Source organism: Allorhodopirellula solitaria, from assembly GCF_007859855.1.
Classification (GTDB): Bacteria; Planctomycetota; Planctomycetia; order Pirellulales; family Pirellulaceae; genus Rhodopirellula; species Rhodopirellula solitaria.
The window spans coordinates 601,251-622,499 of sequence record NZ_SJPK01000004.1; the positions used below are offsets into that span (position 1 = coordinate 601,251).

Below are 21,249 nucleotides of genomic sequence, written 5' to 3' on the forward strand. Positions count from 1 at the left end.
AGCACCTCGATTAGCTACTGGTCCACAACCTCGATCGGACCATCCACTACGTAGCAGGATCGCCGATGCGGTCGATTCTCTACGCCGTCGATGCCACGTAGGTCATCGCTTTTGCGTGCGTAGGTTCCACCGATTTTGAAAACTCGGGACGCATTAAATAGGTTTTGATCTACGTCGATTTCATCGCTGTTGAATCGATCTCCAAGAACTGCAAGAACTGATGAAACCAGCTTGGTTGCTTCGTCATTATTCGGCAGATTGACTCGATAGAACAATGCCGAACCATTGCCGGCCATCGCGCGAATTGGCGTAGGCCAACCACGGGCTTCAAGCCATGTACGTATCTGCCGACTCGCCTCGATCGCAGCGTGCATCTCGTCATTCGTGGATGACGTCCCCGCATTGGCGCCAGTCCGTTTTCTCCGGCATCTACAAATGTATCGGAGTCGTCCCTGAAATGCAAAATTACTCAGCGCAGGAGCCCATGCCTGGAAAATCCACCACGCAGGATCCGAGAATCGATCGGTTCGACAGCGATTTCCATGCCACTAAATTCCCCGAAGAACCTTTGCTTTCAAGCAGGTAGTATGTTCGCTCGTAGGGCCGGTTCCCACCGGCCATCCCCCAGGCGTGTCCGCTGAAGTCGGAGGCAGCTCCCTGGTGCATGCGGCCGGTGGGAACCGGCCCTACCGTGCTGGAACGGGAGAAGGGGAAGGGGGGCGTTCTGACTGCAGTCGCTTAATCGACCCCCTTCCCCTTTTCTTCGGCAGTCCGTTTTCTCCGGCCATGCGGGAAAATTGCAGGGTCGTTTCGCGATTGACAGCCAATTCGTTTACCAGGCCCTGGGGGAACGTCATCGCATACCGCCGCAGCCACTTCGGGAACCAAACCCGGTCGCTCTCCCCCACGCCATCGGCAGACGCCACCGCGATCTCAAGCTTCCAAAGTGTCATCAGAATGATCCTTCGAGTTAGCGAGGTTGCTTTTGCGGCCCGAGAAGACTACCATCAACTACCACCAAAATGATCTGCGGGGTATGGGGCAAACACCCCCACTCACCCAGGTCGTATTGGCAAGATTCCCGAATACGACCCTACTGACAAGGGTTGAAGCTATTGTTCGTCGGACAGGCATCTTCGTACACACATGAGCGAATCACACGACATCCCCGAACACGAAAGTCCGGTTCGTCGCATGATGGCGGACGCTCATGGGACACCGTTTCATCCACTTCGGACTCTCGATGAAGCTCGGCAACATGATGATGGTGTCGCCATCCTGCAAGGAGATTGGGCCGGACAGATTTATGCCGTGATCCCAGTCCAAATGATTCGCTGTTCGCTCGAAACGTTGCAAAGGCTTTTGCTGGACCTCGACACCGAAGCTTGGTCGTGCAACGAAAACGAAGGGGCGTCCATATACTACGAACGCAAACCCGCTGGAACTGGCGTTGCTGGCGGTATGGGTGGCGGTACATCTACCGGCCAATTGTGGATACATCCTGAATTCGACGAGATCGCGGAACAAATCCGCCGCGTAATCGTCAGCGAACAAGAAACGCTCGATGTACCATGACGACACGATTCTGGCAACCTGCAAATACCAATGGAGACTCTTCCGCCGCCGCACAAATCCGACGAACAATCCGATGCACGGGAGCGGCGAAGTCGGGCGGATTTACAATTGACAATCACTTGTCGCCGCCCCGTGATCGGTGACGTTCCGCAGTTGATCAAAACCTCACGCTCCGTCGTCCGCGGTGATCGGTGCGCTCGAATGATGCCCATGATCCCGATGCTCGATCCATGCTCGGATCAGCTTGTTCGACCGCCAACTCGAACACGGGGTTCAACGCCGTTGACCATCATCGATCCCATGCTCGGCACATGCTCCGATCCATGCTGCTACAATCCAGGCTCCGAGACAGACGATTCCTTGTGCTGGCCGCCGGTTCGGATGCGGAACAATTCGGTGCACCGGCGTAAGGGCGTCCATCTCTTTCCCGTTTCCAATATTTGCCGAACGCCCTTACCCGGTGACCTTGGCGTTATGTGACTAACTGAGATATTGAATGGCAAAGAAAACTGCGAAGAAATCACAAGCACCGAAGAAGGCCGCCAAGAAGAAATCGAAGCCTGCGCCATCAAGCGCGCCTACTTACCCCCGCCACAGTTCAGAGGCAGCACTACGAATCCCGAAAGCCATCCTCGACCAAAATGCTGGCAAACCCAGCAGCGACGCACAGGCTGCCGAATTCCTTAACCTCAAGTCCGCCAAGGGACCATTCGCTGTTGAGATTAGCTCCGGCATCAAATATGGGTTCCTGAATCGTCCCTCTACGGGAACGCTAGAGGTCACGGAACTTGCCAAGCAAATCTTGAGGCCCAAGTCATCGAACGACATCGCCAACGGATACCAGCAAGCGGTGCTGAACGCACCCACAATTTCAGATGTGTACATGCATTACCGTGGGGAGAACCTCCCCGACCGACAGTTCTTCGACAACGCGCTCGAAGACACTTTTAAAATCCCCCGGGACAAGCTTTCAGAGTTTAAGGATGTTTTTACGCAATGTTTAACGGTTGCAAAACTTTCGGAGCAACACGATGGCCGTGTGCGCATATTGCACTCTGCAGCCTCCGATGAAGAGGTGTCATTGGATGGTGATGAAAGGATTGAAAAAATCGGTAAGGGTGCAGGTGTCAAATCAACCGACACCTGTTTTGTAATGATGCCTTTCGGCGCTCCGATCGGAAAATACTACGACTCCGTATATAAGCCCGCGATTGAAAAAGCAGGCTTAACACCGATGCGTGCCGACGATGAGATTTTCGGCGCTGGCAAAATAATGGATCAAATTTGGCTTGGTATAAACAATGCCAAGATATTGGTTGCGGAACTGACCGGTAAGAATCCCAATGTGTTTTATGAATTAGGCCTTGCTCACGCACTGCAAAAACCTGTCGTCTTGGTCTCATCCAACGAAGATGACGTCCCGTTCGATCTTCGACACATCAGAGTAATCTACTACGATTGCAGTGATCCATTTTGGGGCCAGAAGCTCATGGCAAAGGTTGCAGAGAACATCCTTTCGGCATTGAAAAATCCGGAAGAGGCAATGTTCGAACCACTGTCCCAAGACGTCACATAACAAAACATTGAACCGGAGTGGCGAACATGCCGGTTTTTGAAATCAACGTCAACCGTCGCCACCCGGTTAATGTCGACGTTATCCGAAAGAACGTTGACGAACATCCGCAAGGAAAGTGACACAATTGGCTGACCTACCTTCTGCTCCCGACGAAGCTTTTGTTCGTGACTGCATTGCACGAGGGGAAGACCTACACACGGAGTTCAAATCGAACGTTCCTAGCTTCTTTGCACTTGGGCAGATCATCTCTGCATTCGCGAACGCCGATGGTGGCGTCGTGCTCCTCGGCATTCGGGAACCGGATCAAATCGTGGGCGTTGATTGGGCGACTCTGTCTCGTGTATTCGATCGGGCAATGTCCTCTCTCAGCGGCGGACCGAATATCTACCTCCATCGCGTATCAACTTCGGATGGTGACGTAGGCGTCGTTGTAGTTCGCCCATCCACGCAAGCCGTCGTTTCCGCGGGTGGTGCATTCATCAGAGAGGCTGATCGAATGCGTCCTTTGACAGCAGACGAATTGCGTACGAAACTAGGCGACATCCAAGGCACTGCTGAAGCTGACATCGGCAATTCGATTGCGGAACTGACGCAGGTGGTTCAAGACATGTCGGATCAACTTGCACAATCAAGGAGTTTTCGGGCGCAGCTCCCCGGCTACATGATCGGCTTTTTACTCGGCATCATTGCATCGGTCATCGCAAGCGTGATTTTTGCATCCAATCTAATCTTTCGTATCTTTGAGTGATGTCATATTTCTGGTTAAAACTATCGGATAACAAAACGCTGCACGCCGAGCCGCCGATCGCATTTTCTGAAGCCAAAGTCACTCGCGGCGGCCGGGTGAACGCCGCCGTTCCGCAGGTGACTGAAACCTCACGCTCCGTCGTCCGCGGTGATCGGTGCGCTCGATCCAGGCTTGTGATCGGTGCGCTCGGCTGATGCTCGTGATCCCGATGCTCGATCCATGCTCGGATCAGCTTGTTCGACCGCCAACTTGAACACGGAGTTCAACGCCGTTGACCATCATCGATTCCAGGCTCCGCACATGCTCCGATCCATGCTGCTACAATTCAGGCTCCGAGACAGACGATTCCTTGCGCTGACCGCCGCTTCGGATGCGGAACATTTCGGTGCACCGGAGTAAGGTCGTCAATCTCTTTCCCGATTCCAATGTTTGCCGAACGCCCTTACCCGGTGACCTTGGCGTTATTTGTGATAGCGAGCTCGTCCAACGCCTGTCGAATTTGCGCTCCTGGTAGTGCTTCGATTCAATGACGTTGAGACGACGATGAACAAGCGGCGTGACGCTGCGGAAGCCAGCGCCGATCAACTCCGACGCCTGTCAAATCCAGTGCCTGACAATTCCAGTGCCTGACAATTCCAGTGCCTGACAATTCCGACGCCTGACAACTCCGACGCCCGAAGTTGTGTCGTGAATCCCACACCGATACAATGCACGAAGCACCGTTTGCCGCTGAACGTTTCACGGCGTTTCGCTGAAGACAAAACAGACCAACGCCCTTGCAAATAACAATGCCATGCAATGGAGGACGGTGTTCACGTCTTGGCAGGTGAACGTCGCTCTACCGTCCCCACTGATGGCCAACGTTATCCGACTGAAAATACATTGATCATGACCAGCATCCCAAACTCACCGATTGATGAACTTGCCGAAAAGATTTTCGGCGAGTCCATATCAAATTTTGCCAGAGGCAACTCCGTTGCTAAAAAACAAGCGACCCGCGATGTTCACCCTACGATTGCTGCATTGCAGTTTCCAGAGGAATATGCGGTGTTGGTTCTCGGAACGCGAATGGATGCGGAACTAGAAACAATCATCAAAAATGGATTGCACAAACAAGGAAACGCAAAGCGTTTGCTTTCTCGTCTTTTTTCCAATTTCGCGACCAAAATTGGTGTCGCTTACGCATGCGGATTTATTACGAAGCAAATGTACGACGCGCTAGAATTGGTTCGTAAAATCAGAAATCTATACGCACACTCCGAAGACCCTTTCGCAGTTCGAGCATCAGAGGAATACAAGCAACATTCGGCGTCGCTTTTAAATCTAAATAAAGATTTGACGGAGAAGTCTGCGGTTGAGTTGCATTCACATAGCTTGCAAGCCGATTCAGATAGCGCAGCGAAGGTGGAAGATTTCAAGCTGGTCGGCATACTCGTAACCATATGTGATCGACTCGGTTCCGCTGCGTTCTTCTCGGTCAATGGATTAGAAATGCCACAGATCTCAGTGATTCCTGCATTCTTCGCATTGACTGATACTCCTGAGATGGTCAATGTTGCCGGGCATCGTGGATTTTTTCCGAATACCTCCGGCTGGCCCCAAAACGGCGGATAACAAAGCGGTTGAACGGGAGCGGGCATTCACGTCAACCTGTTTGGACGGGAAAAGGGGAAGGTGGACGGGAAAAGGGGAAGGACGGGAAAAGGGGAAGGACGGGAAAAGGGGAAGGACGGGAAAAGGGGAAGGACGGGAAAAGGGGAAGGACGGGAAAAGGGGAAGGGGGGCGTTTTGGCTGCAGTCGCTTAATCGACCCCCTTCCCCTTTTCTTTGGCTTCCCCTTTTCTTTGGCCTTCCCCTTTTCTTTGGCCAGAACAATCGAATGCACGGGAGTATGCTGCTCACGCGGCAATTCGACCTTTCTTGATTCATTAAATTCCGTCGCAGTTCCGCCTCTTGCGATTTGGTCCGCATACCTCGTGATTCTTAGCGTTACCCCGTGAACAACAGGAAGCTCTCACGCATGCGATCTTTCCAAAAAAACATTTCGTCGCTTGCGTTTCTGGCGATAATGACTTGTGGTTGTGGAAGATCTTCGGGGCCGCTTGAGACAAGCCAGATTCCGCATAATCAGCGACTGTCACAGGACCCGGAGCAATCCGGAGCACAGTTGACGGTTAAACGCAATATGGACGTCGAGACGATCCTTTCGGACCTAGGATTGGACGCATGGGCTTTTGAAGTGACTGGCGTGCCTTGGACGTGGGAAGTAACGATTTCCCATCGGCCAAAAGGAAAAAATCGGAGGAGTCGAATTGTCTATCAACGAAGCTACTTAGAATCCTCGCAGTCATTTTACGCAAAGAACCGTTCGGCGGACTCGAGCAACGGAGCGTTCGGCTCCGTTGTCCTTCTTTTGCCTGATCCCGTGTCCCCGGAGCAGCAGTTTGAGGAGGATCTAATCATCACGACGAAACTCGGGTATGATCCGACAAGTGGCAGAGGGATAGGTCGTAGAGCTGTCAGGGAAACAATACGAAAGCCGATCAAGGAGATCTATCCTGCTAGCGTTGGCTCCTACACATCAAGAAGCGAAAACCCGCGTGGATCCCGAAGGTTTGCCAAGATTTCCGAGGGCGAAACCGTAGCACTCGTCGACGAGGCTCACGATTTTGAACATTGGGACGACCGATTGCCATCCGACCAGCGCGAGACCATTCGCATTCAGTTAAACATTTCCACACTCGAGCTGGAATGACTACCGCTGACAAGCGACGGGAAAAGGGGAAGGGGGGCGTTTTGACTGCAGTCGCTTAATCGACCCCCTTCCCCTTTTCCCGCTCCTTCCCCTTTTCCCGCTCCTTCCCCTTTTTCCGCTCCTTCCCCTTTTCCCGTTCCTTCCCCTTTTCCCGTTCCAATTTCACGTCAGCAAGTATCTCGGCGTAGCGGTCGACAAGGTGCGCCGTCGAGAAGAGCGAGAACTCAAAGCCGAGGGCGACGAGCGCCTAACAGGGCTTCGCCAGATGCTTCTTTACAATGAAGAGAACCTGAGTGAGGACCAGCAAATCGAGCTTCCTATCTTGCAGAAGAGCGACCTGCGCACGAGACGAGCCTGGGCTCTGAAGGAGAACTTTCGACACTTCTGGGACTGTGGCAACGCGGCTGCTGGGCAGCGTTTCTTTGATGGCTGGTACGGTTGGGCAGTTCGCAGTCGCTTGGAATCGATCAAGAAGGTCGCCAGGATGCTCAAGGGGCATTGTCCGGGCCTGATAAGCTACTTCAATCACGGCGTCACAAATGCTCTTTCAGAAGGATTCAACAGCAAAATTCAGTCGATCAAATCCGCCGTCCGGCGGTTTCGTTCGTTCAAGAACTACCACCTGAGAATCTTATTTTGGGTTCATCCGGCGGAAGCGTGCGCAGAGCACAGCGGAAGTTTTTTTGAGTACTGTCATATCCAGAACGAAAATTTGCAGTGCGCGCGTACGCTCAGCGGCACCACCAATAGGGTAGCTTTTTCGACACTCAAAGTCCACTGTTTGTCGGCCAGCCAGCACGGCTCGGTTAGCTTTGGTGGTTCAGTCTCGCCACCCTGGTAGATATCCGAAGCTCTGAGAGCCCCACACTGTCTCATCCGGCGTTTGAACCGCTAACAGAGCATCTCACTCAAGCACGGGCTTGCTCAGCAGAGCTACGCTCCACCGATACCCTCGGCATGCGACGACGTTGTTAGTGTGCTTGGCAGCACGACAATTCAGCCTAAGGCTTCAGAGCTTCGGACGGTTTCGATTCTACAGTGTTTTCCTGGTTCACTCCAAGACGAATTAGTAAGCCGATCAGCAAGTCGCCGATCGATTGAGGGCCTCGACGCTTCTTGACAGCGAGAAGCTGCCTCAGCGATTCTCGAAAACTGCTCGACAATCGTTTTAACGCGTTTTTCTCGTCTCAGGTCGCCTAATTCAAGCCAAGCGAACTCCGATTCAATCCATTCCATCGCCGCAGCCCTCCCTGAGCACACTGAGATCCTTTATGTGCCTGTGTATCTACCCGAAAAGATGTGTAGGATAAAGAGGCTTCTGGCCTGGGGCAATCGAATAGATGAATAAAACGGGGCGGGAAGCCTGGACGAGGATCTAGCAGCACGGACCTTCGTCACGACAGTCGTCCGCCGATTCGGTGGTCGCGTGATATTCCAGCCCTTTCGTTTCGCGCGGATGACGCCGCGTGCTGCGTCGGCAATCAAACGCCTTCGCGTCTTCCGATGGTACAACCTCGCGAGGCTCAATCGCGTCAAACATGTTCGTGTACGGTTCTTGCTGAAGCAGCTTGAACGTCTTGTCGCAAACTGCCATCCGCTCGCCACGAAAATACGTGTGACCGTCGTCATCCTGGACCCTCTTGAATGGGCCACGATATGACACTGCTTGCCCGCGTTCCAGGCATGGACCTTGCTTTCCTTTGTGTGCGACAACGGTCACACTGCGAAATTCGATTCCCTCGACAGTCCGCCACGGCTCAGCTTGTCGTTTGACAACCTCGATTCCGTGAAACCCAGCGTCCTCGAATGCGCTGAGAAACTCATCTTCGCGAAATGCTCCTGTGATGCAGCCCGACCAAAGCTCCGGGTCTTGTTGCAGTCGCTCAGGAACGCTCTCGTCGCTCACGATATCACTAATCGCCGCACGGCCACCGCGACGCAAGACACGAAAGATCTCAGCGAACAAGATCCGGCGATCCTGCTGACGGACCAGATTCAGCACGCAGTTGGACAATACACAGTCGACGGATTCGTCAGCGACCAGTGGTTGCTCGCGGCGCAACCGTTCCTCGGTATGGCGAAGAGCCAGGTACGCTGCGGGATCGTTTACCGGGTGTGCTGACAACTCGCCAGCGAGTTGGTCCAGATCGAGAGCCAAATCCTGGATCAGACCATACCGAAAGTCCACGTTCGCATAGCCGAGTTTTTCCGCCACTGCTGGCGCGTGCTTTCGAGCGAGCCCCAGCATTTCACGGTTGCAGTCGACACCGATCACGCGGCCTTGAGCACCAACGACCTGAGCGGCGATGTAACACAACTTGCCGCCGCCGCTGCCTAGATCCAGCACGGTTTCTCCGGGGCGAACGTAAGGCGTGGGATCGCCGCAGCCATAGTCACGCTCGATGATTTCGTCCGGGATCGCCTTGAGCAAATCGGTTGAGTACTCGACTGGGCAACACAGCGCAGGTTCGACTGCTTGTGCGGCGGCGGCGTATCGCTGGTAGACCGAGGACTCAGCGACTTGCTGATCGCTGGACGAGACTGTTTTCATAAAACCGACTTCCTTTCGGATGCGAGTAGTGTTTGCCGCACGGAGCAAGGCGAGGCAGTTCGCAGGAGAAGACGGTTAACCTACGCGATCCTTACAAAATTCAAGAAAAGTTTTTCGCCGTCCCCGCGTTCCACTGCGACGTGATGCAATGTGTTTCTAATGTATCGCAGACTAACCAATGGTGCGACATTCCTCAGCGGACAAGCCGACTGCGAAAGCGTCATCTCGTCCCTTCCTCGATCGCTCAACGTGTGCCGGGACCACCAGGTGGCGTCGCACGCGTCGCCGACCCGCCAGCACCGACGCCAGGTTGACGATTTTTCAGCACCGACGATTCGATCGACTGGTCCGGTCTCTTCCTAAACGCGGTACTTGCTGACGAAGCCTTCATCGATTCGCACTTTGAGCTTCCAGCACCAACCCGCATGGAAGGAGAGTATTTTGTATTGTAGCAAAGCGCGACCCTGACCCGTGTTGAGAATCTTCAGGAAGTCTTGCTGCGGATCGAAATCGATCATCGGGCTGCCGTCGATCAACGCGCGCAGGTTGTGCCATAGGACTGGGGCTTGGCGAACAGCGTAGACACCTGCTTTGGGAGAAGGGTTGGCGAGAATGGTGCCGGAGTCACCGACAGCAAAAATGGGGTGTCCTGCCGTCGTGCGAAGTGTCGCTTCGGTCGCAAGGAAACCACGTTTGTCAGTCGGCAAATTTAGCTTGCCGAGCAGGGGGGGAGCGACTGCGTCGGTTGCCCAAAGGACCACGTCGGCAGCGAGCATGCGTCCGTTCTGGTCGGCGACCGCATTCTCGCCTACCTCCGTTACTCGAAACCCGGTGGTGACACCAATCGATTGCCTCGACAGTTCGCGACGCAACTTACGGATACTTCGGCGATTCATGCCTCCCGCAATCTCGTCGCTGGCGCTGACGATGTGGACCGACGGAGGGTTCTTCGGGAAAAACTGAGCGAGCCGGGCGCGGACGCAGAATGCAATTTCCACCCCAGCCGCACCGCCGCCAACAACTGCGATTTTAGGTGGTTCGTCCCCCGCATTCCAGCATCGCTCGAATCGTTCATCGAGTCGTTCGATGAACGTTTGCATCGGTTTGATCGGGAGCAAGTTGGATGAATCAAAATGCTCCCACCCGGCGGGGACGGAACCGATACCCACCGATAGCGCGTTGAAAGTAAGCGGTGCTCTAGCAGCGAAGTGAATCGTATTCGATTGGGCATCGAGTCCGACGACTTCGTCCAAGATCAATTCCGCTCCGGCTCGCGCAACCAGCGGGGCCAGTTCAATCTCCATGCTTTCACGCGAAAACTGGTTCGCAAGAGTTCCAGGCAACATGCCCGAATAGGTTGCTGTCGGAAACTTCGAGATGCAGACCAAGCGACAATTCGGAATCGGGGAATCAACCCAGAGATTGAGGATTTCAGCATTTGTATGGCCAATGCCTAGTAGCACAATGGAATTTGTTTTCAATAGACTGCCTTCGTAGCCTGGGCTTCTAGCCTGGGTTGAGGTTTCGTAGCCGAGGCTTCTAGCCTGGGACGGGGACCACAGGACAAATCAGGCTGGAAGCTACGGAACCCAGGCTGGAAGCCTAGGCTACGGGAGCACGATCTTCGGAATGGGTTGAGACTCCTCGATCTTCAGATCGGTGCGAATTCTAGCGGATGACCAACGGTAGTCTTCCGCCGCAGCGCACAAGCCTGCTTTGACTGGATTGTTTTCAATATAGCGGATGATACGAATCGCTTCGATTTCCGTGCGTGCCCAGTGATCGAAGGTCTCCTGCTGCCAATATGTGTCTTCCACACCACGCGAGCGATTGCACATCGTCGCGGTAAAACTCTGGATGCTGTGAGAGATGATCTCGCGCGGTGTGCGATCTTTCTTACCCAGTCGTCGTAGCCGCTGTATTTCTGTGTCCGCCCAGTCCTCGTTGATACGGAAGAGCCAATGATGATGGCTAGGCATGACGACGAACGCCAGCAATTTGTAGCGTTCGTCCGCGAAGTGGAGGAATGCATTGACGACGATCTTCGCTTGTTCCTCATCGGTGAGATGATGTACGGGCGAGTGATGATCAAGGAGGCTGTCGACGAAGGAAAAGAACAGCTTTTGCTTGTGGTGTTCCCACTGGTCTGCAGAGAACTTTCCGGGTTTGGGGCGACGATCTAGTTTCTCGCGGCACTGGTCAATCTGCTTCAGTCCGATGGCGGAGAAACAACCTTTCAAGCATCCTGTGATGAATACGGGATGACCGGGAACATCCCAATGAGGTAAATTGCGTCGCCGAAAGATGCCTAGCATGTCAGACGCTCCGCCAATGTAGCCTGGGTCTTGATCTTTGTTTCGCCAGAAGCGATTGATTGTATCAAATTTCGAGTACCCAGGCTGGAAGCCTAGGCTACGCCCCCACTTTGATACCCAGGCTGGAAGCCTAGGCTACGACCCGACGTTGAGGCGTTGCAACATGCCGAGCAGCTTTTTGCTAAACGGTGTTAACCTCGTGCGGCTAAACTGGTCACCTAGCTTGCGGATTGCTTCGGCCTGAGTTGGATAGGGGTGAATGGCGCCGCCGATTTTTGATAGCCCCAGGCCACCCGTGATCGCGAGGGTCAGTTCGGAAATCATGTCACCCGCGTTCTCGGCGACAATCGTCGCACCAACGATCGTATCGGTTCCTTGTTTCGTGTGAACCTTGACGAAGCCTTCGTCTTTCCCTTCAAGGATCGCACGATCGACCTCGGCTAATTGCTGGACGTAAGTGTCGATTTCGATCCCGGCGTCTTTCGCGTCACTTCCATACATACCAACGTGCGCGATCTCAGGAGAGGTAAACGTTGCCCACGGGATCACCAGTTCACTGGCTTTTTTCTTGCCAAACGGACCGAGGGCGAACAGAGCATTCTGGATCACGATGCGAGCTTGGAAATCCGCTGTATGAGTGAATTGGAATTTCGAACAGATGTCACCCGCCGCATAAATATTCGGATTGGTCGTTAGTAAATGATCGTTGACCTTCACACCCTTCTTATCAAAGTCGACTCCGACGGCGTCCAGGTTGAGATTTTCAACGTTCGGTGCTCTGCCGACCGCCACTAGCAATTGGTCGACGGGTTCGTCGTAGCTTTGGCCGTGCGAATCAACTGTCAGGCGAATCCCCCCCCGGCTGTGAATCTTGAGTTTGCGACCACAACAAAGCAATTTGACTCCATCGCGTACCATCGCGTTTTGGACAAGCTCGGCCGCTTCACGATCTTCGCGAGGCATGATCCCGTGCTCCGATTCGACCAACAAAACTTCGCTGCCAAGCTGAGCGAACGACTGCGCCATTTCACAACCGATCGGACCGGCGCCAATCACACCGAGTCGCTGAGGTAACTCGGTGAGCGAAAACACGGACTCATTGGTTAAGTAGTCGACGTCATCGAGCCCGTCGATTGGAGGCGCAGCTGCGCGAGCGCCGGAGGCGATCACGGCTCGTTTGAAGTCGAGCTTCGTTCCATCGACCTCGATGGTGCTCGAATCGACGAAGCTTGCTTGTCCAAAATACACGTCGACGCCCAAGTTACGAAATCGAGTTGCTGAATCGTTATCGCTGATACCCGCACGCAGTTTCCTCATTCGCTGCATCACGGAAGCAAAGTCGACATCCACATCCGGCACGTTGACTCCGAACTCACTCGCTTTCTTCGCGTTCGCGGCCACGCGAGCAGCACTGATGATCCCCTTGGAAGGGACACAACCGACGTTCAGACAATCGCCGCCCATTAGTTCTCGTTCGATCAACGCGACGCGTGCTCCCAGACCCGCTGCGCCCGCGGCGGCAACCAACCCTGCTGTACCAGCTCCAATCACGACCAGGTGGTAGGGACGCCTCGGTGTTGGATTGGTCCACTCGGGCGGATGCACGTTCGCTTCAAGAGTTTGGTTGTGTTCGTCGTTGGGCTGGAGCTGGATGAGATCAGATGTCATTGAATATCAATTTGAGCGGGCGGTTGTTGGGTAGTTTGCTGTTATCGATGGTGAACGTGCGTGATACCGACTCAGCGCTGACGCGCCGGAAAACTGGTTGCCGAATCGACCCGCCAGTGAAAACACCCCGAGGGAGACCAACGCTGTTTGATTCACCGTCGTCGGCGGCGAATCTTTCCATCAGGGACTGCTCGAGCCTTCGATCGTGGACGCCACACAGGATGGTGTGCAGATACTTAACCGCGACAGAAACGCGTTGGGAATAATTGAGGCTGATCCGACGGAAGCGTGCGCCCGAGGTTTTCAAGGCATGGCTCCAGTATCGAAGGATTTATTTTTGGGATGTGATTATCAATGTTAGACTGGCACTGCCGGGAGAAACGGAGCCGAGCTCTGCAGAGGTGCTGGCTTGGCAAGGGATATCTCGGTCGCCAGCGTTTCCCTGCAAAAGCGGTACGGCAATGGTGTTGTCGGTCCCTGGCGAGCGTTTGTTCGTCAGGGACGCATTTTTGAACGATCATTGGATACGAGAGCCATGCCTCAAAAAAACTTCCGCTGTGCTCTGCGCACGCTTCCGTCGGATGAACCATAATTGACAGATTCTGTTCTCGGGCTCCAAGCTACCTACTCATTGTGCCGATCTCCAATCGTCTTTCTCATCAAAACTAGGTTGTCGTGTACAAGACTCGATGACCAGATAAACTTCCCATCCGCTTTCGGATCGTCGAACAAGTCGGTGAAGTTTGTGTAGGCGGGTTTATTATCAACGCCGACAAATTCGTTCGTAAAGATCGCCGCGTTCGGCCAACCGCTATCGTCAAAGTCGACCGCGGCCCAATTTTTAGGAATTGGCCAGTGGGCAGCGAAGTGAGTGGTGCCGTCGTCAACGTCGTCGGTGCTACATCTCGAACTGTCTCGGAGAGATCCTTTCAGTACCAGGCAATCCTTTGTTTTCAGAGGCGCGGTGTAGAACGTTTGTGCCTTCCAGCTGGCGTCCGTCACGGCAATGGTCTCGCCAGCAGCGTCTTTCACAACCGCAACCAAACCGGCGTCACCTTGGTGAAAGGACGCACCTTTGAACTTTTCGAACCCCAACCCCAGACGTTCTTCCCAATCGACCCCCATGATTGCGATTGTCAACGGACGCTGCGCTCTGAACCGGATCACGCTACTGTTGAACGGTGTCATCGGGACAGGGTCGATTGCCAACAGTTCGCCGTTCACGTAGATCTCGAAGTAGTTGTCGCCGAAAACGTAGGCTGCAAAAAGCTCGTCTCCGCCAGCATCAATCACCGGAATCGACTCCAGATCCACGTCGGCAATTCCGGTTGGTTCGACTCCGTTTGCTTCGTTGTACAAGTCGGGGGCTTTCATGGCGGTTTGGAAATGCGTCTTGGCTGGCACCATCCACTCCCTGCCGTCTGGGGACGTGATTGTTCCAACGTTGGCCGTGCGTGGGTTGTTCCCCTTCCATTGGTAGAGCATGGTGATGCCCGACTGAGCCTCGCCTTGGGTAAACGAAGGCTGCACGGACGTAGTGTCCGGTTGCTGAGCATCGGCAATTGGCTGAGCTACCCCAATCATGCCGAGCAGTACAGCGGTTCCGGCCATAATAGAGAAACATAGTCGATTCACGGATTGAGCCTCATGGACAATTCAAGTTGCGGAGAGTTTTAAGCAGCTTCCCATCTAGTGAATTCAGGGAAGCTCAGGCACTTTGGCATAAGATGACCAACGAGACCATGATACCGTCAGTCAGCCGCTGCCGTGGAATCGCCGGTTCGCAACGGAGTGCCGTGTGATCGACGGACGGGCCAGCGGGAATGGCCGCGTCGGTCTTCTTCATGGCGACTTTCGGAGGCTCAAACGTGCTGGTGAGCGACCGCTCAATTTGCTCTGCACGCAGAGAGACAAAGACTGCTGCGGCGACAGCGGCAACCGCTAGGCCGGCAAGCAACAGCGTCCCGCGAACGCTCGATTGGGGCGCGGGCTCTTGGGAAGCCGCAGAGGTCTCATTGCTCTGCGATGGTTCATCGACTTGTTCGTTGAGTTTCCGCCCCGCCAAGCGTGTTACGTAAACAGTCACGATAACCGTTGCCACTAAACCGACCGCAAGCATCGCCCACTCCGCAGTCGAACGTTGGCGATCGGCGCCGACCGCTACACCGGTGACGTGACCGAGGTAAACGTATAGAAACGTACCCGGAAGCATCGCTATCCAACTGGTCAATGCGTAGGGCCAAAATCGCACGGGCGTCAGGCCGTAAAGATAGTTTTGCACGTTGAACGGGATAGCGGGTGACAGTCGCAATAGCCCGACGATTTTCCACCCACCCTCCGCGATCGCGCGGTCGATCGCGCCGAATCGCCGATTTCTCTTCGCCATCGCCGCGACCTTGTCTCTGGCCGCGTAGCGTGCGATCAAGAACGCGAGCGACGCGCCGATTGTCGATCCGGCTGAAACGATTACCGTACCGAGTCCGAGACCAAATATGGCTCCAGCGACAAGCGTGAGAATGGTTCCCGGGACAAACAAGACGGTCGCCACGATGTACAGCAGCACCAGAACAACTGGTCCCCAATACCCCAGTCCACCAATCCAATCCTTCGCCGCTGACATGGCTTGGTCAAACGGCAGCGAACCGATGATCGCCAAGAGTGCAGCTAGAATGCACAAGATCGACACCCAGCGGATGACCGATAAAGCTCTGTTGGGACCTGGGTCGCTGCGTCGTTGCGTTCGCTGCCCGGCGGCGTCACTGGCCGGCGAGCTGATCGGGTCGTCGATTGTTTCCACGCCGGTAGCCTTTGGATTGCGGGGATTGGCAGCTTGGGAGCCACCGTCTTGTTGTCGTATCAAGATGACGCTGACGTCGCGTTGTCCTTACAGAACTTTCTAACGCAGTGACACTTGAATACGTCGATGTAATGGAAACGACGGTGTTGGTCAGGCCAATACTGAACAGATGCTGCGACTCGATTGAATCGTTGCTCATGCTCAGCAGTGTCAACGTTACCAGAATCAAATGTTGCCAGGAGAGCAGACAGAATGCAGACGATCATCCCGTCTGGACCATCCATTGGGAACCGCCTAAGCCGACTTCACGAACCCTGTGAGTCCATCGCTTTCGTAATTCTCTGCTTCGCGGCGGCGGACAACGTCACCTCTTGGGGCATTTCTTTACCAGACTCGCGACTCACCTCCTGCGCGATTCGTTCTTTGAGCAGAATCTGATCACGACGAAACGCAGAGCAAAGCCGACACATCTGCAAGTGCATCCAAACGATAATCCGCTTGCTTGGCGGCAAGGGACGGTCGAGCGACTTGGACACGAGCTTGGTAATTTCTTTGCATGACAACATGACGGCGTAGTCCGGTTATGCTTTTTCCTGGAGCCAATGCCGTTTCATGCAGTTGGCGAGACTGAGGCGTGCACGATGCAGAAGCACCCACAAATTAGACGCACTGATCTCCAACTCCTTACAAATTTCGCCCGAGTCCAGATCCTCCATTTCTCGAAGCATGAACGCGCTCGACTGCCGCTCGGGCAGAGATTTCAAACAGGCGTGAAAGATAGGCCAAAACTCCTGGCGGTCGACTGAATCCAGTGGTTCCAGCAGCGTTTCGCGAACGTTCTGCTTCCATTTGCCGCTACTGTCGAAAAACGAGTCCAGTGAATCCCGTGTATCCAGCGTTTCCGCCCGCGCCGCCGGTTGGGCCGATCGATCACGTTGCCGGACAAAGTCGATGATTTTGCGCTTCAAAATACCCATCAGCCAGCCTTGCTGCGAGCCAGCACCGGAGAACTGGTGTCGATGCTGGATGCCGGCCAAAAAAGTCTGCTGCACCACTTCCTCGGCAGATTCCGGTTTGCGCAGCCGCGAGAGAGCATAGCGAAAAAGAGCGTCGCCATAGGTGTCTACCCAAGTCGCGGGGTCGCGGTTCTGGTCGGCCTTGGTCAATTCGGATCGTTCCATTCAGTTCCAGACGCACAGAAAGAGGTGCCGTTGAGTCTACCAGAACTCGCTTCAGCGATTGTGAGTCATCTCACAATCGGGGCCGATCGGCGTACCTCCAATGATCTCTGAGCGTGAACGGGACGACCACATCGCTGTGGTGGAATTGTTTGGAATCACCTAGCCGACTACAGGGCAGATCGAGCGATTCGAAAGAGATTCGCTAGAGTACCGCTTTTAGGTCCGGGATTTTGTCGATCAGGCGCCGAGCATTCGGATTGATGTCGATCGCTTTCCGGACTAGCTGCAAGGCTTGGGCGATCTTCCAATGTCGTGCTGCAACGCGAGCGAGCAACACATGGTACGCTGCGAGTTCGCACAAATTTTCCTGGTTGACTGCCAGAATATTCAATGCCTCTCGGTCGCGTTCCATTTCGATCAGGCACGTCGCCAAGTCCAACAGTACCACTTCGCGGCTCGGGTCGTCATCTGCCAATCGGTCTAGCAAATCGAGCGCCTCCGGCCACCGGTTCAAATGCATCAATGCCGTGGCTTCGCAGTACATGATCTCGGACGTTCGCCGGTTTTGCATGTCGAGTGAATGCATCTCACGGAGTGCCGATGAGTAGCTCTCGCGGCGAAAATGGTTCGCAACGCGACGCATGACCGCGTTGACTTCGCGCCGTGGGTGCGTGCTCATGCGACTGCTCCGGCCAATCGCTCCGCGACGAAATCCCAATTTGTAACGTCCCAGAAACCGTCAACAAATTTCGGTCGTTCGTTCCGATAGTCGACGTAGTATGCATGCTCCCAGACATCCAAGGTAAGCAGCGGGGTTTGGTTGTGCTTCAGCGGCGTGTCCGCATTGCCCAGCGGCAAGATCGATAACTTGCCAGTCGGGTCAATCGCCAGCCAAGCCCACCCGGCACCAAACAGTGTCGTTGCCGCGGCCGAGAACTGTCGCTTGAACGAATCAAAGTCGCGAAAATCCCGGTCGATCAAGTCGGCAAGCGGTCCAGACGGACCCTGCGAAGCAGACGGTGTCATACAGTTCCAGAAGAATGCGTGATTCCATGCCTGCGCCGCATTGTTAAAAGTGCCGCCACTGCTAGCAATCACGACGTCCTCGAGAGATTCCTCCGAGAGTGGATCGTCCTCCAGTATCTTGTTCAGTTTCGTGAAATAACTGGCATGGTGTTTTTCGTAATGGTAACTCATCTGCTCCTCGGAGATGTACCCTTTCAGAGCGTCCATCGCGTAGGGAAGTGGCGGCTGTTGGAATGCGGGCATGCTATTTTGACTCTTAGATTGTGCTGGTAAATGAAGCGCGACAACGATCCGGACTGCCTGCGAGGAATGATCGTGAAATTCCTCCCCGGCGAATCCAATGGGTCTCTTGGGACACGTCTCCTCCAAAGTGTAGCTGTAGCTACAGTCGCGTCAAGTGTAGCGTGTGCTACTTGTGGTGACCTGCGTGATCCAACATCCGTCGCACATTGGGACTGAAGATGGCCGCGATGCCTCTGGTCTGCTTGGCCGCCAAGTGGATTTCGATTCACGCCATTGAGCTATTGACCCTCGGCATGGCAGCGATCGTGATTCTTAACGGCTCATCCGACGGAAGCGAGCGCCCGAGGTTTTCAAGGCATGGCTCCAGTATCCAAGGATTTATTTGTGGGATGTGATTATCAATGTTAGACTGGCCCTGCCGGGAGAAACGGAGCCGAGCTCTGCAGAGGTGCTGGCTTGGCAAGAGATAGCTCGGTCGCCAGCGTTTCCCTGCAAAAGCGGTACGCCAATGGTGTTGTCGGTCCCTGGCGAGCGTTTGTTCGTCAGGGACGCATTTTTGAACGATCATTGGATACTCGAGCCATGCCTCAAAAAACCTTCCGCTGTGCTCTGCGCACGCTTCCGTCGGATGAACCTGCGCAAGGAGGTTCGCTTCGGCGCGACGTTTATCGACTCGGCCACTTCCAGCCGTACTGACTGAGCAGGTCGGCATCTTTCAATACCGTTTCGCCATCTTCTTTTTCCAGCCGGATGGAAACGCAGACGTCGTCTGCTTTTAACGCATCGACCAGTCTTTGATTGTGACTGACGACGATGATTTGGCTGTTTTCGGCCGCCAGCGTGATGAGCCGAGCGAGTGCGGGGATCAGATCAGGATGCAAACTATTCTCGGGTTCATTGAGCACCATCAGTTCGGGGGGACGCGGGGTCATCAAGGCCGCCACCAGCAAAAGAAAACGCAGTGTTCCGTCGGAAAGTTCACTCGCTGATAAATAGCGTCTCATTCCAGACTGCTCGAACATCAATTGCAGGCCAGCGTCAGTTGCGGCGACATCGATGCGCGATCCTGGAAAGGCATCCTCAATCGCTTGGGCGAGTCCACTTCGGTCGCCAATCTCACGAATCGTTTGAATCGCAGCAGCTAAATCTGCACCATCGCCCGACATGATCGGGGTAAAAGTTGCGACGCAGGGCCGACGTGCTGGCGAGTTCGCATCGACTCCGAAGGTGTCATAGAAGCGCCAGCTGCGAAGTGTCTCACGCATGATGATCAGCTCTGGGGCGGCGATCGGATCGGCGTATTCCGAGAGCATGCTGGCCTGACGCGGTAGAGCGACATGGATGTCTTGCCACTTTCCTCGCTCGCCGCGGCACCGCAGCGTTGCTACGCGGCGGTCGGCACAAAGATTCTTGGCTTCCAGACCGATGCCGCGCCACAAACACTCGCGTTTCAACTCAGGGTCACCGCGAAACATTGACTCACTCGGCGGTGGAAGACCGAGGTCGAGGCAATAACTCAGCGGATCGGCCGTCAGTCCCAGCCTGAGACTGACGGGCTCCTTTCCGCTCTTCTTGGGGCCCGCCCATCGCACCGAACCAAAACCGCCTTCCCGAGCGAGCGATTCGGCCAGTCGTCCTTCAGCGGCATCTGCGATCAGGCGTAAAGCTCGATACAGGTTCGACTTTCCTGACCCGTTCGCGCCGGTTACCACATTGAGTTGTCCAAGCTGCAGAATGATCGAACGAATGGATCGATATCCGGAAATGGCGATGCGATCGATCATTTGGCGAGAGACTGCTCTTCAAATCGATGAACACGGTTTTCTTCGCGGCGACTCCGCGACCAAGGCGACAACGCAGTCGTCTCGGCAGCGTGATCATCACAACCAATATTCGTCGAGATAGTCCTCCGCATCTTCAGGGACCGTGACGGAATCCGGTTCGTCCGACGAAGGATCATATTCCGTTCTCAGCATGTTGGGCCGAAATTGATAGTTCGTCGTGGCGACCCTGCGGAACCCCAGTTCTGCGCGTTCAGTGGGCGATAGGTCGGTGCAATCATCCAGTGTGAAGATCAGTGATTCTTTGGGAAACATCCGGCAGACGGCGTCGATGATGAACGGCTGCAACGGTCGTAGCGAAGAGTGGAAACAGGCTTCGTAGATAAATCCGAAACCGTGAACGCAGTCCTGTACATCGAAGTCATCTCGAATCTTGGGTTCGCTTTGGTGGAGATCCAACGTTACGGCGCAAAGACCTTCCCATCCGCCCGAATCCGCGTCAGCGATCTGAAGGATGTCGCCACTGCTAAACTTGGTTCGCGTCCAATCCAAATAGTCGATCGCAAGGCGGCCGGCGACCACTTCCGCGTCGTCCTCGGTACCGAAAACGACCTCGACAATATGGTTGTCGATGTTTTGCTGGGGATCGTCAGGCTTGGGGTGATGGATAGTTTGCGTTTGGAGCCACATCGGGCATTCCGATCACTGGTGGAGGTTTGGTAGCTGGAAAGGTCGATGATCTAGTATAGGACACGGCGTGACACGTCTGGTCAAAACCTCAAACTGAATGAGAGCAAGGCTTCTTCGGCGGCAGGTTCTCGCCGGATTCTGAGCAGGGACTGTGGCGGAGAGGAAGAACTTCATCGAGCAGTACACGGCCAAGACGCTCGTGCCGGAAGCACTCAGTCTCCGAGAGTGAGCCACCGGCCGTGGCGGATTCGTGCATGTCGACGGTAGTGCCAAGTTTTACGCACAAGCAGGCCAGGCGTTTACTGAGGTTCTCTTGGAGAATCCGCCGACACAATGATTCTGG

Annotated in this window: 20 protein-coding genes and 1 pseudogene; 7 read left to right on the top strand and 14 right to left on the bottom strand. The window is 54.6% G+C overall.

Annotated elements, in window-relative coordinates; genetic code table 11:
• Positions 1-686 precede the first annotated feature (686 nt).
• A complete protein-coding gene (locus CA85_RS10915; protein WP_146391345.1) occupies positions 687-953 on the bottom strand; it encodes a hypothetical protein in 267 nt (88 codons plus the stop codon).
• A gap of 193 nt (positions 954-1,146) precedes the next feature.
• Here CA85_RS10915 and CA85_RS10920 point away from each other — a divergent pair, with 193 nt between their 5' ends.
• From CA85_RS10920 to CA85_RS10950, 7 genes and pseudogenes are all read left to right on the top strand, one after another.
• Complete coding sequence (locus tag CA85_RS10920) at positions 1,147-1,575, top strand: hypothetical protein (protein WP_146391346.1); 429 nt, start codon at positions 1,147-1,149, stop codon at positions 1,573-1,575.
• Between the two features lie 496 nt (positions 1,576-2,071).
• The gene (locus tag CA85_RS10925) at positions 2,072-3,151 is read left to right on the top strand and encodes a TIR domain-containing protein (protein WP_146391347.1); all 1,080 of its coding nucleotides are present in this window, start codon (positions 2,072-2,074) and stop codon (positions 3,149-3,151) included.
• 115 nt (positions 3,152-3,266) lie between these two features.
• Positions 3,267-3,647: pseudogene (locus CA85_RS26115) on the top strand (AlbA family DNA-binding domain-containing protein); the annotation flags it as partial.
• A gap of 9 nt (positions 3,648-3,656) precedes the next feature.
• Positions 3,657-3,899, top strand: coding sequence for a hypothetical protein (locus CA85_RS25655; RefSeq protein WP_246112684.1), 243 nt, complete (start codon positions 3,657-3,659; stop codon positions 3,897-3,899).
• A gap of 798 nt (positions 3,900-4,697) precedes the next feature.
• Positions 4,698-5,513, top strand: coding sequence for a hypothetical protein (locus CA85_RS10935; RefSeq protein WP_186774868.1), 816 nt, complete (start codon positions 4,698-4,700; stop codon positions 5,511-5,513).
• A 406-nt stretch (positions 5,514-5,919) separates the two neighbouring features.
• Positions 5,920-6,654 (top strand): hypothetical protein, encoded by a 735-nt coding sequence (locus tag CA85_RS10945; protein ID WP_246112685.1) that lies wholly within the window; start codon positions 5,920-5,922, stop codon positions 6,652-6,654.
• Between the two features lie 58 nt (positions 6,655-6,712).
• Complete coding sequence (locus CA85_RS10950) at positions 6,713-7,495, top strand: transposase (RefSeq protein ID WP_146391351.1); 783 nt, start codon at positions 6,713-6,715, stop codon at positions 7,493-7,495.
• A gap of 155 nt (positions 7,496-7,650) precedes the next feature.
• Here the strand turns inward: CA85_RS10950 and CA85_RS26120 are convergent, their stop codons facing one another.
• The 13 genes from CA85_RS26120 to CA85_RS11020 all read right to left on the bottom strand — a co-directional run bounded on the left by CA85_RS26120 (position 7,651) and on the right by CA85_RS11020 (position 20,906).
• Positions 7,651-7,890 carry an IS4/Tn5 family transposase DNA-binding protein gene (locus tag CA85_RS26120; protein ID WP_146391352.1) on the bottom strand — a complete coding sequence of 80 codons (240 nt, stop codon included), beginning with the start codon at positions 7,888-7,890 and terminating at the stop codon, positions 7,651-7,653.
• 139 nt (positions 7,891-8,029) lie between these two features.
• On the bottom strand, positions 8,030-9,205 hold the full coding sequence (locus CA85_RS10960) for a methyltransferase domain-containing protein (protein WP_146391353.1): 1,176 nt from the start codon (positions 9,203-9,205) through the stop codon (positions 8,030-8,032).
• Positions 9,206-9,564: 359 nt separating this feature from the next.
• Complete coding sequence (locus CA85_RS10965; protein ID WP_146391354.1) at positions 9,565-10,686, bottom strand: FAD-dependent oxidoreductase; 1,122 nt, start codon at positions 10,684-10,686, stop codon at positions 9,565-9,567.
• Between the two features lie 126 nt (positions 10,687-10,812).
• Entirely contained in the window at positions 10,813-11,520 is a 708-nt protein-coding gene (locus CA85_RS10970) for a hypothetical protein (protein ID WP_146391355.1), read from the bottom strand.
• Between the two features lie 135 nt (positions 11,521-11,655).
• Complete coding sequence (locus tag CA85_RS10975) at positions 11,656-13,188, bottom strand: mercuric reductase (RefSeq protein WP_146391356.1); 1,533 nt, start codon at positions 13,186-13,188, stop codon at positions 11,656-11,658.
• Between the two features lie 624 nt (positions 13,189-13,812).
• Positions 13,813-14,823 carry a hypothetical protein gene (locus tag CA85_RS10985; protein WP_186774869.1) on the bottom strand — a complete coding sequence of 337 codons (1,011 nt, stop codon included), beginning with the start codon at positions 14,821-14,823 and terminating at the stop codon, positions 13,813-13,815.
• A 73-nt stretch (positions 14,824-14,896) separates the two neighbouring features.
• Entirely contained in the window at positions 14,897-16,048 is a 1,152-nt protein-coding gene (locus CA85_RS10990; RefSeq protein WP_246112687.1) for a TVP38/TMEM64 family protein, read from the bottom strand.
• Positions 16,049-16,290: 242 nt separating this feature from the next.
• Complete coding sequence (locus CA85_RS10995) at positions 16,291-16,551, bottom strand: zf-HC2 domain-containing protein (RefSeq protein WP_186774870.1); 261 nt, start codon at positions 16,549-16,551, stop codon at positions 16,291-16,293.
• A gap of 15 nt (positions 16,552-16,566) precedes the next feature.
• Entirely contained in the window at positions 16,567-17,166 is a 600-nt protein-coding gene (locus CA85_RS11000; protein WP_146391359.1) for a sigma-70 family RNA polymerase sigma factor, read from the bottom strand.
• A 202-nt stretch (positions 17,167-17,368) separates the two neighbouring features.
• Complete coding sequence (locus CA85_RS11005) at positions 17,369-17,845, bottom strand: tetratricopeptide repeat protein (protein WP_146391360.1); 477 nt, start codon at positions 17,843-17,845, stop codon at positions 17,369-17,371.
• The gene (locus CA85_RS11010; RefSeq protein WP_146391361.1) at positions 17,842-18,435 is read right to left on the bottom strand and encodes a superoxide dismutase; all 594 of its coding nucleotides are present in this window, start codon (positions 18,433-18,435) and stop codon (positions 17,842-17,844) included. Before CA85_RS11010 ends, CA85_RS11005 begins: the two co-directional genes overlap by 4 nt.
• A 665-nt stretch (positions 18,436-19,100) precedes the next feature.
• Positions 19,101-20,219 (bottom strand): AAA family ATPase, encoded by a 1,119-nt coding sequence (locus CA85_RS11015; protein ID WP_146391362.1) that lies wholly within the window; start codon positions 20,217-20,219, stop codon positions 19,101-19,103.
• A 96-nt stretch (positions 20,220-20,315) separates the two neighbouring features.
• Positions 20,316-20,906: a hypothetical protein gene (locus tag CA85_RS11020; protein WP_146391363.1), complete on the bottom strand. Its 591-nt coding sequence runs from the start codon at positions 20,904-20,906 to the stop codon at positions 20,316-20,318.
• Positions 20,907-21,249: the final 343 nt, after the last annotated feature.

Excerpts from the sequence above, each read along its gene's own strand:
- CA85_RS10925 (WP_146391347.1), top strand. The coding sequence starts at position 2,072 with ATGGCAAAGAAAACTGCGAAGAAATCACAAGCACCGAAGAAGGCCGCC.
- CA85_RS11000 (WP_146391359.1), bottom strand. The coding sequence starts at position 17,166 with ATGGAACGATCCGAATTGACCAAGGCCGACCAGAACCGCGACCCCGCG.
- CA85_RS10960 (WP_146391353.1), bottom strand. The coding sequence starts at position 9,205 with ATGAAAACAGTCTCGTCCAGCGATCAGCAAGTCGCTGAGTCCTCGGTC.
- CA85_RS10975 (WP_146391356.1), bottom strand. The coding sequence starts at position 13,188 with ATGACATCTGATCTCATCCAGCTCCAGCCCAACGACGAACACAACCAA.
- CA85_RS10945 (WP_246112685.1), top strand. The coding sequence starts at position 5,920 with ATGCGATCTTTCCAAAAAAACATTTCGTCGCTTGCGTTTCTGGCGATA.
- CA85_RS10935 (WP_186774868.1), top strand. The coding sequence starts at position 4,698 with ATGGAGGACGGTGTTCACGTCTTGGCAGGTGAACGTCGCTCTACCGTC.
- CA85_RS11015 (WP_146391362.1), bottom strand. The coding sequence starts at position 20,219 with ATGATCGATCGCATCGCCATTTCCGGATATCGATCCATTCGTTCGATC.
- CA85_RS11005 (WP_146391360.1), bottom strand. The coding sequence starts at position 17,845 with ATGAGCACGCACCCACGGCGCGAAGTCAACGCGGTCATGCGTCGCGTT.
- CA85_RS10920 (WP_146391346.1), top strand. The coding sequence starts at position 1,147 with ATGAGCGAATCACACGACATCCCCGAACACGAAAGTCCGGTTCGTCGC.
- CA85_RS26120 (WP_146391352.1), bottom strand. The coding sequence starts at position 7,890 with ATGGAATGGATTGAATCGGAGTTCGCTTGGCTTGAATTAGGCGACCTG.
- CA85_RS11010 (WP_146391361.1), bottom strand. The coding sequence starts at position 18,435 with ATGCCCGCATTCCAACAGCCGCCACTTCCCTACGCGATGGACGCTCTG.
- CA85_RS10995 (WP_186774870.1), bottom strand. The coding sequence starts at position 16,551 with ATGTTGTCATGCAAAGAAATTACCAAGCTCGTGTCCAAGTCGCTCGAC.
- CA85_RS10915 (WP_146391345.1), bottom strand. The coding sequence starts at position 953 with ATGACACTTTGGAAGCTTGAGATCGCGGTGGCGTCTGCCGATGGCGTG.
- CA85_RS11020 (WP_146391363.1), bottom strand. The coding sequence starts at position 20,906 with ATGTGGCTCCAAACGCAAACTATCCATCACCCCAAGCCTGACGATCCC.
- CA85_RS10970 (WP_146391355.1), bottom strand. The coding sequence starts at position 11,520 with ATGCTAGGCATCTTTCGGCGACGCAATTTACCTCATTGGGATGTTCCC.